At 42.5% G+C, this 13383-nt stretch carries 6 protein-coding genes; 5 read left to right on the top strand and 1 reads right to left on the bottom strand.

Annotated features, from left to right (window positions below):
• Nucleotides 1-138 precede the first annotated feature (138 nt).
• Nucleotides 139-3330, top strand: a complete 3192-nt coding sequence (locus tag CDG77_RS10215) for an efflux RND transporter permease subunit (protein ID WP_094329278.1) — start codon at nucleotides 139-141, stop codon at nucleotides 3328-3330.
• Nucleotides 3331-3559: 229 nt separating this feature from the next.
• Nucleotides 3560-4024, top strand: coding sequence for an RpiB/LacA/LacB family sugar-phosphate isomerase (locus CDG77_RS10210; RefSeq protein ID WP_094329277.1), 465 nt, complete (start codon nucleotides 3560-3562; stop codon nucleotides 4022-4024).
• Here the strand turns inward: CDG77_RS10210 and CDG77_RS10205 are convergent.
• Nucleotides 4007-5977, bottom strand: coding sequence for a heavy metal translocating P-type ATPase (locus CDG77_RS10205; RefSeq protein ID WP_094329276.1), 1971 nt, complete (start codon nucleotides 5975-5977; stop codon nucleotides 4007-4009). The genes CDG77_RS10210 and CDG77_RS10205 overlap by 18 nt on opposite strands.
• A 223-nt stretch (nucleotides 5978-6200) precedes the next feature.
• On the opposite strand from CDG77_RS10205, the gene CDG77_RS10200 reads away from it, so the two are divergent.
• The 3 genes from CDG77_RS10200 (at nucleotide 6201) to CDG77_RS37450 (ending at nucleotide 13006) form a co-directional block, all read left to right on the top strand.
• Nucleotides 6201-7364: a hypothetical protein gene (locus CDG77_RS10200; RefSeq protein WP_094329275.1), complete on the top strand. Its 1164-nt coding sequence runs from the start codon at nucleotides 6201-6203 to the stop codon at nucleotides 7362-7364.
• Between the two features lie 10 nt (nucleotides 7365-7374).
• Nucleotides 7375-8505: a precorrin-8X methylmutase gene (locus tag CDG77_RS10195; RefSeq protein ID WP_094329274.1), complete on the top strand. Its 1131-nt coding sequence runs from the start codon at nucleotides 7375-7377 to the stop codon at nucleotides 8503-8505.
• Nucleotides 8506-9025: 520 nt separating this feature from the next.
• Nucleotides 9026-13006 carry a DUF4912 domain-containing protein gene (locus CDG77_RS37450; RefSeq protein WP_223269760.1) on the top strand — a complete coding sequence of 1327 codons (3981 nt, stop codon included), beginning with the start codon at nucleotides 9026-9028 and terminating at the stop codon, nucleotides 13004-13006.
• Nucleotides 13007-13383: the final 377 nt, after the last annotated feature.

Here is a 13383-nt window from a genome sequence, read left to right as displayed (position 1 = left end):
GGGGAGCAGGGGACAAGGGAGACAAGGGAGACAAGAAGAAATGCCCCATGCCCCATGCCCAATACCAAATACCAAATACCAAATACCAAATACCAAATACCAAATACCAAACACCCAAAGAAAGCCCAATTTTAAACTATGTTCGTTGACTTCTTTATTAAGCGGCCAATTTTTGCGTCGGTATGTGCGATCGTCATCCTTTTAATAGGATTAATCAGTATTCCCACATTACCGATCGCAAGATTCCCAGAAATTAGTCCCACGCAAATCACTGTAACTTCCAACTATAACGGAGCTAGTGCCGAAATCGTAGAAAGTGGAGTGACAAATATCTTAGAAAGGCAAATCAACGGGGTTGAGGGACTAAGATATCTCACTTCCAGCAGCAGTAACGATGGTACAAGTACCATTACAGCCACCTTTGATTCATCGCGGGATAAAGATATTGCGGCTGTGGATGTGCAAAATCGTGTTTCTGTTGCCCAACCACAATTACCAGATTCTGTGCAACGCACGGGAGTACGAGTATCGAAAGAATCTAGCAACATTCTCTTAGCGATTGGTTTATACGCTGAAAATAAAGAGTACGACAATACATTTTTAAGCAACTATGCTGACCTTTATTTAGCAGATGCTTTAAAAAGAGTCAAAGGCGTGAGCAACGCTCAAATTTTTGGCGAACGCCGCTATGCAATGCGTTTGTGGTTAGATCCGAGTCGCCTTGCCAATCGAGGATTAACAACTCAGGATGTAGCAGATGCTTTGTCTGAACAAAACTTACAAGTTGGTGCAGGGAGAATTGGACAAGAACCGGCTCCTAAAGGACAAAGATATCAACTTGACGTGCGTGCTGCTAGTCGATTAACAGAACCAGCAGAATTTGAAGAAATTGTCCTCAAAACTGGAGATGATGGCACATTAGTCAAGCTCAAAGATGTCGGTAGAGCAGAACTGGGTGCAGAAAACTACAGTTCATTTCTGCGATTTCGTGGTAACGATGCTGTAGGCTTAGGGATTTATCAGGTTCCTGGTAGTAATGCCTTGGATGTAGCTAAAGGAGTCAAAGCCGAACTAGCGCTATTAGCTCCGAGTTTTCCGCCAGGGCTGAAATATCAAGTAGCTTTTGACACGACATCCTTTGTAGAAGAGTCTTTGGCAGAAGTAGTCAAGACTCTGATTGAAGCGGTGGTGTTAGTGGTGATTGTAATTTTTGTGTTCTTGCAGGATTGGCGAACCACTTTAATTCCCGCACTAACTATTCCTTTGGCATTAATTGGGACATTTGCCTTCGTCAAAGTTTTTAACTTTTCCATCAATAGTTTGACTTTGTTTGGTCTGACTTTAGCATCGGGGATGGTGGTAGACGATGCGATCGTTGTGGTAGAGCAAATTAGCCGTTTTATTCAGGATAAAGGAATTAGCCCTCGCCGAGCCGCTAGTGAATCAATGGCGGAACTTTCTAGCGCAGTTATTGCCACTTCCCTAGTGTTGATGGCGGTGTTTGTACCAGTGGCATTTTTTCCAGGAACCACAGGCGCACTTTATCGGCAATTTGCGCTAACGATCGCCTTTTCCATTGCAATTTCAACTTTTCTGGCTTTGACTCTGACACCCTCTTTGTGTGCGCTGCTGCTGCGTCAAGGACAAAAACCTTCAGGCTGGCTAGGTTGGATTTTTGGGCAGATTAATCGGTTTCTTGACTGGGTACAGAATGGTTATAAGCGATCGCTTACCTTTCTCACACGATTTCAAAGCGTCGTAATTGGGTTGTTTATCGTCTCCTTGGGTATGACTGTTTGGCTGTACACCACAGTACCGACAGCCTTTCTACCCGATGAAGACGAAGGCTACTTTATTACAATTATCCAAGGGCCGCAAGGGGTTTCGCTGCAATATACTAGCGATGTGATTGCACAGGTAGAAAAAGAAATTCTACAACTTCCAGAAGTATTGGGGACTTTTGCGATCGGAGGATTTGGTTTTAGTGGTAGCACTGCCAATAGCGGCATTATATTTACAACTTTAAAATCTTGGGATGAGCGCTCAAAACCCGGTCAATCAGTACAGGCGATTATTGGCAGCTTGCAAGGGAAGTTGTTAGCAATTCCAGAAGCCAGGGTTTTCCCTGTGAATCCGCCACCAATCCAGGGTTTAGGTAACTTTGGCGGCTTCGTCTTTCAACTGCAAGACCGCAGAGGTAACAGTGGCTTAGAAAATTTAGTCCAGTCGATGGGTAAGTTGCTAGGTCAAGCTAATCAAACACCAGGATTACAAGCTGTATTTAGCACCTTTGCCGCAGATACACCACAATTGCTTGTGGAAGTAGACCGCAATAAAGCCAAATCATTGCAAGTTTCCATAGATGATATCTTCAATACTTTACAAACTGCTTTGGGGTCGCAATATGTAAATGATTTCAATCTCCAGCAGCGCAATTACCGAGTATATATCCAGGCAGATCAACAGTTTCGTTCCAACCCAAAAGATATTAGCAAACTATATGTTCGTTCTGAAAAGGATCAAATGATTCCTTTGAGTAACTTAGTCAAAGTTACTCAGACTGTGGGAGCGCAAACGATAAATCACTATAATCTGTTTCGCTCAATTGAAATTAATGGTTCCGCCGCTCCTGGCTCTAGTTCGGGAGACGCAATTAAAGCAATGGAAAAAGTTGCTAAGGAAGTTTTACCAGCCGGTTATGGTTATGAATGGTCAGGGACTGCATTAGAAGAAATAGATTCTGGTGGTTTAGCACCCCTGATTTTTGGATTAGGAATAATATTTGTATTTTTGGTACTAGCCGCTCAATACGAGAACTACGTTGACCCCTTTATCATTCTGTTATCAGTTCCCTTAGCTATCTTTGGAGCGCTTATAGCTCAATCAATGCGGGGTTTTGCAAATGATGTTTACTGTCAAATTGGTCTAGTAATGTTGATCGGGTTAGCTAGTAAAAACGCAATTTTGATTGTGGAATTTGCTAACCAATTGCGAGAGCAAGGACTTTCGATTACCAAAGCAGTAATTGAGGCTTCGCAAGAGCGATTACGTCCAATTTTGATGACTGCTTTTTCTACACTATTAGGGATTTTCCCATTAGCTGTTGCTACAGGTGCCGGTGCGGGAAGTCGGCAATCTTTGGGAACAGCAGTATTTGGTGGGATGTTAATTGCAACTTTCTTGAGTTTGTTTGTAGTGCCAATTCTGTATATCGTAATTAAGACGACAACAGAGCGCTTTATCAAACCAAATCGGCATCAAGAACTGCAAACAGAAGGCATATCATTGGATGGTAAAAGTGCTGCATATTCAGCAAAAGGCGAGAACTAATTCGTAATACTTCTCTACGAGAGGCTCCACCAACGACGTACCTCGACTTCGCTCGGCACAAGTCGCTCAGTAGGGTGCGTTATGCCAAAGGCTAACGCACCGAAAGATTCGGATGGTGCGTTACGCTCCGCGATAACACACCCTACATGTATTTCAGAAATCAAATATTATTCCTATATAAACATCGTAGTATAAGGAGATGGGGAAGACTAATTTTAAGGGTGAATGCATGAAAATCGCTATTGGCAGTGATGAACGCACCAACCTTACCGATCGCATACTAGAAGAACTTAAGCAGCGTGGGCATGAAGTTATAGCCTTTGGTTCTTTAGCCGAGAATGATTTAGAAGTTGATTGGCCCCTCAGTTGTAGTAAAGTTGCTTTGGCAGTAGCAAACCAGAAAGCAGATGAGGGGATTGTCTTTTGTTGGACTGGTACTGGTGCATCTATTGCCGCCAATAAAGTTTTAGGGATACGTGCAGCTTTGTGCCATGATGCTGAAACTGCACGCGGGGCGCGGATTTGGAATCATGCAAATGTCCTAGTATTAAGTTTACGAGCTACTACAGAAGCGATCGCTAAAGAAATATTAGATGCCTGGTTCAGCACACCCTATTCTGAAGATGAGTGGAACATGCTGCAAATGGAACGGATTAGACAGTTAGAGAAGAATGCTTTATTTCAGCAATCTTAGACCACTGAGGGTAACTAATACTGTAGAGCCTTCATGCCCAATCACGCCAATGGGTAAGTTAATACTTCCGAGAAAGTTGCCCACCAAAAGCAACATAATGAAACCCAACGCTACGACTATATTCTGTTTGACTATAGATTGCGATCGCCTCCCCAAATGCATCGCTACAGCAATTTTTTCTAACTTATCTGCCATCAGTACTATATCTGCGGTTTCCAATGCCACATCACTACCAGATATTCCCATCGCTATACCTACAGATGCTTGGGCTAAAGCTGGTGCATCATTAATTCCATCGCCCACCATTGCAACTGTTTGATACTTTTGCTGTAAAAGGCGGATAACGTCTAGCTTATCTTCTGGTAGAAGTTGAGCATATACTTGATCGATTCCGACTGCTTTGGCGACACTGTGAGCAGTTTCTTCATTATCCCCGGTTAACATGACAATTTGTTCAACTCCCAGTTTCTTTAACCGGGTAATGGTTGCGGCGGCTTGCGATCTGACTTCATCTGCGATCGCAATTACACCCATCACCTCTGTTATATTTCCCTGTGCTACCCAAACCACAGTTTTACCTTCTTGCTCCAAAGATTGAGCCATTTCTCGCAATTCTTCAGGTAAATTTGTGACATACTTTTGCACAAAAACAGCATTCCCGACAATTATCTGTTGTTCTTGAGCAATTCCGACAATTCCCTGTCCAGGTATGGCTTGTACTTGGATTGCACTAACCCAATCTAAATCACCCTTCGGGTTCAACAGTTTCGACTCGACGGGAACCGCCAAGACTCGAACTGTTTCACCAGCCGCCTGCACAATTGCTTTACCGATGGGATGTTCTGAATATGATTCCACACTAGCGGCGGCTTTTAATACATCTGCTTGGGTGTATTCGCTAACTGTAATTACTTGGAATACCTGCAACTGTCCTGTTGTCAGAGTACCAGTTTTATCAAATGCGATCGCTCGGACTTTACCAATCTTCTCCAATTGCGCTCCATTCTTAAACAAAATCCCCTGTCTTGCACCATTGGCAATTCCTGAAAGCAGGGTAGGCATAATTGCGGCCATCAGCGCACAGGGAGAAGCCACCACTAGGAAAGTAAGCGCCCGATAAATCGTCGTTTCCCAATCCCAACCCCAAAGAAATGGCGGTAAAGTTGCCAGTAATATCCCGGCTACTACAATTACTTTGGCATATCCTTTTTCAAAGCGATCGATAAACTCTTGGGAAGGTGGTGCTTCTGTCTGCGCTTGTTCTACTAAGCGAATTACACGCTGAATCAAACTACTTTGGGCTGGTTTATGTACCTTAATTTGTAATGCACCATAGCCGTTGAGTGTACCGGCAAATACTTCTGCACCCACTGTCTTCTCTACAGGTAAAGACTCGCCTGTAATTGCAGCTTGATTGAGCGTACTGTAACCAGATAAAATTATCCCATCAGTAGGAATTAGCTCTCCGGGTTTGACGACAATTTCATCACCCACCTTTAGCTGACTGATAGGAATTTCCTCTTCTTTTCCCTGAAGCAAAACTCTTGCTGTATCTGGTGTCAGGCTCATCAAACTGCGGATACTCCGCTCAGTTCGCTGCATGGCATAGCCTTCTAATGCGCCACTGATGGCAAAGATGAGTATCAAAATTGCTCCATCAATAATTAGATGATATTCTCTTCGCCATAAGCCAAGGCTAGCAGCACCAATCGCCGCTACAATCATCAGCAAATCTACATCGAGTTCTTTTTCTTTGAATAGGGTAGTCAATCCTTCCCGCGCACTTTCGTAACCACCAATTACATAAGCAGCAGGTAGCAGCAAGAACGCTAATCCCAACCAACCGAGATGCAAGGCGAACCATCCGAGAAATAGCAGTAAGCCACACGAAATGGCGGCGACGGTATCTGCGTGTTCTCTGGTGAATTGGTTGAAACGTTGGGGGTAGAGCATGAGAGGTGAATTTATAGTGACTCTCTCACGCTAAACCTTGACATTGGTGTTAATGTCAAGGTTTATAATGATTTTGAAACGCAGAGGTGCTTCGCCTTCCCACAGAGTAGGAGCGCTGAGAAAGGCGTAAAGATACGCAAAGTTAAATCTTTCTCTGCGTTCCTGGATGGAAAATTAGTTACAATAAACACATGAAATTTTTAGTTTTTTATTTAATAAAGATATGAACTTAGAAGAATTAATAGCTCAATTAAATGCAAATATCTTCCTTAAAGAATTTTCATTTTCCAAAAATAATTTTACTCCAAAAGGTAGCAGTGAACTAGAGCTTGCAGATCATGTTATATGGCTTGACGACCTCATGATTGTTTATCAATTTAAAGAAAGAACGGGAGCAAAAAGCTCAGTAAATAGCGAAAAAAAATGGTTTGAGAAGAAAATACTTCAAAAGGCTAAGAATCAGATACGTGATACACTTATTTATTTTAAAAAATATGAAGACGAGATAATTATACCAAATCAACGAGGGCATATTTTTAATATGAAGTTTAATCTGATTAAAACTTTTATCAAAATCATAATCAATTTATCTAATAAACAACTTCCTGAATATTATAAAAATAAAAAATATTACATTAGCAGTCAAGAAGCAGGGTTTATTCATATTGTGTCTGGTAACGATTATTTAAATATTTGCAAAACATTATTAACACCTAAAGAAATTAGTGATTACTTTATTTATCGTCAAGATTTACTTATCAAGCATACTCATAATGCTGAAAATTTACCTGAAGCTGCTATTGTAGGTCAGTTTTTATCAGGAGAAGATGCAAGTTTTCCTCCAAGCAAAAATTTTCTTGAATATTTATATAGGCTAATAAACGATAAAGATAATTTTAGTATTTCAGGTATCCTTGAAAACTTCTACGAAAGAATAGAATATATAAATTGCGATGAAAAAAATAGTGAGTATGCTTATTGTAATATAATAGTTGAATTTGCAAAATTAAGAAGAACAAATCTTCAAGAAGTAAAAACCAGAATAAAATTATGCTTAGAAGCTTGTGACTTAGATGAATTTGAGTTTCCTTATAGAATTGTTGTACCCGAAACTGGCTGTGGTTTTGTTTTTATTCCTCTTCAACACGAGCAAAAAGATGTTAGGTTGAAGTGGTTACATAATCTAACTTATGCAGCCAAATACGATCAGAAAATACGACGTTGTATAGGAATTACATTTGTCAAAGAAGAGGAAGACTATCTTATGGACTGGTGTTTCTTGGATAGTGATTGGCAATATGATTCTGCAATAGAAGAAAGTTTAAAGAATTGTTATCCTTTTAGACCAGTACAAGAAAAATTAATATCTTCTTATCAATTTGAATAATAATCAAAAGATGAACGCTGGTTGCTTAACTATTAAAGAACTCACCGATGCAGTTGGCGGCGGTTTGACTCCGCGGATGGTGCGACATTACCATCAATTGGGACTGCTACCGCAACCAGTGCGATCGCACAGCAATTACCGTCTCTACACCAAAAAAGATGTCCTGCGGTTGCAAAGGATTGTTGCACTCAAGCAGCAAGGGTTTCAGCTAAACCACATCCGCAATATTTTGGAGGTGGAACCAGAAGCCGACACAACTGTTAACCTGATGGGACAACTCCAGCAGCAATATCGGGCGGTGATGCAACAAATTTCGCAGCTGCGACAAACTGCATCAGCATTAGAAGGATTATTGGGGCGCGATCGCCATTGTCAAATTATCCAGGCGGAAGTTTTGGCACAACTCAAGTTACTGGATGTCGAAACTCAAGCCGGATTAGGGGGATTGGAAAACCTCTGGAGTGGTTTGGATGCCGAAATTCATACTCATTCGGAAGCTTTTTCAGAATCGCTGCAACGCTTACTACCCGATTTATCTAATCGTTCGGAAATTGAACAACACTTAATTTCTCAGTTGGTTTTGGCTTGTGGCGATGTCAGTTTAGTGTCCTTTGTGAAATTGAGCCGAGGTGCGATCGCAGCTAGTCGAGAAGCTTTATCTTCAAGCTGTCAAATTGTTGTCGATACCCAAACGGTTGCTGCTGCTTTAGATCAAACCCGATTACTTCACTTGGGATGCCGCACTGAAACCTTGATTGATAATCCCCATATTACCACCGCCACAGAAGCAGAAGCTGCTTTTTGGCAACATCGACAATGGCGAGAAAAATTGCTGCAAGTAAATCACGGTTGTGTGTTGGTAATTGGTTATGCTCCCTCAGTCCTTGTAGAAGTTTGTGAAGCGATCGCTAACCAAAAAATTCAGCCTGCACTAGTAATTGGAATGCCTATTGGCTTTAGTCATGCTCCCGCAGCCAAGCGACAACTGATGCAACAAGGGATACCTTTTATTACAGTTGAAGGAACTTTAGGAGGTGGCGCTTTAGCTGCTACAGCTTTAAATGCTTTGGTGGAGTCACTCATTGATAAGCCCGATTGCCATTGTTATCTCAAAAATATAGTAGATTCCTCTGAGTGCTGAACAATTACCCTTCCGCAACGCACTGGCTTCTCTGTGCCTCTGCGGGTTTAAAAGTAATTTATATAACCGCAGAAGCGCAGAGAACACAGAGGTAAGAGTTTAAAGAGGAATTTATTGTCCAAAATTTGTATTCACCTTGAACAATCAAGTACTCGGTTAAGACATTAGGATACCCAGTACTTAGCACTAATGAAAATAATATTGTTAAATAATATTGAATTTGCTAGACTTTACCAGTTTTAGTAATTCAATAATTCATAATTGTGGCCATAAGCTAGCAATTTAGTATAAGTTGCAATATAAATTAGAACATTTTATAGTAAACAGACTCTGGCAATTAGAGTATAAATTATCATGTTATACAATCTCATTCCAAGTATAAATCAATACAAACGCGCTGAAGGAACTTAGAAGTAAAGATAACTCAGATGTATAATTAGCGCGTCTCCTCCATAATCCCTAACAAGATTGTGATTTAAGACTGGTAGGCTTTCTATTTTTTACTTTAATTAAGGGGCTTATGTGGCAACAAGAAAAAAAAGATACTTCGATAATCAGACTGGTACTATGGATTTCCTTAGCTACCACTCCAATGGCAGCAAGTTTACTGGTATTACAACCCATACTGGCGCAATCTAAACCTGGTTCTCCTGCTTTTACACTGCCGCAAACAGTGCAGAATGGGACGACAGTTCGGATTGATGGTTCAAGTAGCTTGGGTGCAATCAACCAAAGCCTGAAAGATAGTTTTGAAAAACAGTTTCCGGGTACTAAGGTCGAAGTTGCTGCTAATAGCACTGATACAGCACTGAAAGAGTTACTAGATGGCAAAATCGACATAGTAGCAATGGGGCGTGGGTTGACACCAGCAGAAAAAACCCAAGGATTAGAGCAAGTTCGCTTGCGCCGTGAGAAAATTGCGATCGTGGTTGGTGCTGATAATCCTTTCAAAGGCAGCTTGACTAGTAGGCAATTCGCCCGGATTTTCCGGGGACAAATTACAAATTGGTCACAACTGGGTGGGCCTCCAGGGAAGATTCGCTTAATCGATCGCCCGAATACAAGTGAGACTCGCAATACTTTTCGCACTTATCCAGCCTTTAAGACTGCTGAATTTGCTACAGGGTCTAATGCTACCCAGCTAACAGAGGATAATACCGCAGAAATCATCAAACAACTGGGCAAAGACGGCATCAGCTATGTGTTAGCTAATCAAGTGTCGAAATTGAAAGATGTGCGAGTTCTGCAATTAGATAAAGCCTCCCCAGATGATGCAAAATATCCCTTCTCGCAACCTTTAGTTTACGTTTACAAAAAAAATCCCGGCTTAAGCATAGTGGATTTTCTCGGCTTTACCCTTGCACCGCCAGGACAGCAGGCTATAGAACAAGGTATAACGGCAGAAGCTGATGCGATCGCAGCCAATGGATTGCAACCTGCTGTCACCCCTCCCCCTATTGCCCAGACAACAACTGCTGCTACACCTTCCCCTAGTGCCACTGCTTCAGCATTTGGCGACCAGCCTTTTGTCGCTCCTGCTACTCCACAAAACAGTCCAATTGTCAATAAGGAAACACCATATTGGTTGCTCCTACCTTTATTTTTTATAACTGTAGGTGGATCTTTACTATGGTGGATTCTAGGAAAACGCCCATCGCCCTCCGATCGAACAGACAACTTACCAGAATCAAATCCTCATCCACCTAAGACAGAGGATGAAGAAATGGCGGTACTCAACGCCAGCACTGTTTCTTCTCTTAACGGAGCGATGCTTGAGGAACAGCCAATAGCACACTTCCAAGATCAAGAAACTCCCGATCGCACTCCCTTCAATATCTATGCTCAAACACAATCCGATTTGAATGAGAATAGTCCTCAAGGGACATCAAATTTAGTCCAAGAGGCAACTAATGGCACCTCTAACCTTTATGAAGGTACAGGTACAACCTCTGGCGTAGCTAATGGATCGGGAGCCGCAGCTTTAACAGGTGGTGCAGCTATAGCAACGGGCATCGGGGCAGCTACCTGGTCTACCTTTAATAACAAAGAAACAGAAACAGACGCAATTGATGAGACAGTCGAGCTAAATAATTATACGGGGACAAATCCCCCTGATTCTGATGAGGTTGCATGGGACATAGAAGCTCCAGCAGCTGTAGTAAATACTCCGTATCCCCACTTGGGTAACATTTCAGAAGAAATATCTGATGTAGAATTGCCTTCCTCTGAGGTGACAGCCCCACTGCCAGAATTGCCAGATGTGCCAGAAGCAACATCTGATTTGGAATATTGGGACACAGAAGTTAGTGAAGATGAGATAGATGACGAACTTCAGGCAGAATTGAATTGGCTAGAGAGTATAACCTCAACTGAAGATATAGCCCCAGTAGATGAATTGCCCTTTCCAGAGTCTGGCGAAGCAGAACTATCACCCTTACCAACATCTTCACAGGTCGATTTACCAGAATTGTCAGAAGAAGATGTATTCAATGTGGTAGCGGATGCAGCCGAACCTCCAATCGATGTGGTAGACGAAAAATCTCAACCAGAGCCAACCGTTGGAGAAGGTGTTGCTGAAAATGACTCCATAGATTTTGCAGACGTTGCGGCTTTAGCAGCAGGCGCAGGGATTGGAGCTTGGGCTACGAATCTTGCATCAGATACCCAAGGAGAAACTAATACTCCGGTTAACAATGTACCGATCGCAGCCGAAACAGCTATTGACGATGATGAGAGCAGTATTTTGCTCACAGCGCATACCTTTACATTGGCTCATGTCTCTTGGGAAATTTCCGAAACCAAGAAAGCAGCACTGCGTCAACAGGGCGGCTATCAATTGGTAGTGCGGCTCTATGATACAACTGGCATTGACTTGAGTTATCAAAGTCCTCAGCTTGTAAAGCAGTATGAATCTGAAGAGACAGCACGCGATCGCTTGCTAGAGATTCCCCTCAGCGATCGCGATTACATCGCTGAGATTGGTTATATCGCTGATGGCAATCGCTGGTTATTTATTGCCCGTTCAGGAATTGTTCGTTTCTTCAGTCCTGTGCATCCAGATCCAATCGGCGATTATCTAGCGACTACGGATGAAACAGATATTCACTTAGAAGAAGAGAGCAGTATTTCGCTCACACCTTATACTTATACATCGGCTCATGTCTCTTGGGAAATTTCTGAAACCAAGAAGGCAGCACTGCGTCAACAGGGCGGCTCTCAATTGATAGTGCAGCTGTATGATGTCACAGGCATTGACTTGAGCTATCAAAGTCCCCAACTTGTCAAGCTGTATGAATCTGAAGAGACAGCAGACGACGGACTGATAGATATTCCCCTGACCGATCGCGATTATATCGCTGAAATTGGCTATCTCGCTGATGGCGATCGCTGGTTATTCATCGCCCGTTCAGCAGTTGTTCGTTTCTTCAGTCCAGTGCATCCAGATCCCATCGTTGATGTAGCGATTGCGGATGAAACAGATATTGACTTGGTACATACCCAAGAAGAAATTGGTGAAGAACACAGCAGGATTATTCTGACACCTCGCAGTTCCCAATGGGCTGATGTCTCTTGGGAGATATCCGAAACCAAGAAAGCAGCACTGCGTCAACAGGGCGGCTATCAATTGGCAGTGCGGCTGTATGATACAACTGGGGTTGATTTGAGTTATCAAAGTCCTCAGCTTGTCCAGCAGTATGAATGTGACGAGACAGCACGCGATCGCTTCGTGGAAATTCCCATCAGCGATCGCGATTACATAGCTGAAATTGGCTATGTCGCTGATGGCGATGCCTACGGCGGTAAACTACGCTGGTTATTTATTGCCCGTTCTGCGATCGCTCGTGTCTTCAGTCCCGTTCATACAGATTCCCCCATTGAAGATGTAGCGATCGCAAGCGAACCAGCAATTGGCTCGGTAAATGTAGAAGAAGAAACCACTGAAGAAGAGAGCAAAATACTGCTCACACCCCGTACTCCCAAATGGGCTTATGTTTCTTGGCACATTTCCCCGACTCAGAATGAAACACTGCATCAACAAGGTGGTTCTCAATTAGTAGTGCGGCTTTACGATGTGACTGGGATTGACTTGAGTTATCAAAGTCCTCAACTTATCCAGCAGTATGAATGTGAAGAAGTAGCCCGCGATCGCTTTGTGGCCATTCCCGTGAGCGATCGCGACTATATGGTTGAAATTGGTTATGTTGCTGATAGCGATCGTTGGTTACTCATCGCCCGTTCGCCTAACGTTCGCGTTTTCAATCGTTCCCACGAAGATTTTTGGTTTGTAGCAGATGCTGAGTTAATTATTCACGGAGCAACCCAACCAAATACAAACGTAAACATTAGTGGACATCCCGTCAAAGTCAAACCCGATGGAACTTTCCACCTACGTCTCCCCTTTTCAGATGGTTTAATGGACTATCTCATCACAGTCGCGGCTGATGGGGAATCCACTAAAACCATTCATAAAAAGTTCTCTCAGGAAACTTCAGAGAACTAGTAATTAGGCTAAATTATCCCTTTTCACCCTATTCTCCCTTTTTAGGGGGAAATAGGGAAAGGGTTAATTTGCTCGAAATTTATAGCGAAATGTTCATGTCATCGTCACACTTACTTACAATTTTCTCGCTAGGCATCTTGACAAATCCTGTTTGAAATGGAATGAAACAGCCCTGCCTTAAAAAGGGGGGATCTAGAACGTTTTAATACCTACAATAGGACTTTTCAAACATCCTCTTAGCTCCGCTTTATCCAAAATTAAGAACTCGGTTTTCTTTCTCCGGCGAAAACCCTGGCTTTTTAGCAAATACTTTTTCCATGTCACAGATTATGGATGAAGTTAAAAAAGTAAAACTACTGTCCCGCAAAGGTTTCATC

It is taken from the genome of Nostoc sp. 'Peltigera membranacea cyanobiont' 213 (assembly GCF_002245975.1).
Taxonomy (GTDB): domain Bacteria; phylum Cyanobacteriota; class Cyanobacteriia; order Cyanobacteriales; family Nostocaceae; genus Nostoc.
The sequence above is the reverse complement of the archived record's forward strand: the minus strand, read 5'-3'. Positions and strand labels throughout refer to the sequence as shown.

Coding starts and splice junctions, on each gene's coding strand:
- CDG77_RS10215 (WP_094329278.1), top strand. CDS start 139: ATGTTCGTTGACTTCTTTATTAAGCGGCCAATTTTTGCGTCGGTATGT.
- CDG77_RS10210 (WP_094329277.1), top strand. CDS start 3,560: ATGAAAATCGCTATTGGCAGTGATGAACGCACCAACCTTACCGATCGC.
- CDG77_RS10205 (WP_094329276.1), bottom strand. CDS start 5,977: ATGCTCTACCCCCAACGTTTCAACCAATTCACCAGAGAACACGCAGAT.
- CDG77_RS10200 (WP_094329275.1), top strand. CDS start 6,201: ATGAACTTAGAAGAATTAATAGCTCAATTAAATGCAAATATCTTCCTT.
- CDG77_RS10195 (WP_094329274.1), top strand. CDS start 7,375: ATGAACGCTGGTTGCTTAACTATTAAAGAACTCACCGATGCAGTTGGC.
- CDG77_RS37450 (WP_223269760.1), top strand. CDS start 9,026: ATGTGGCAACAAGAAAAAAAAGATACTTCGATAATCAGACTGGTACTA.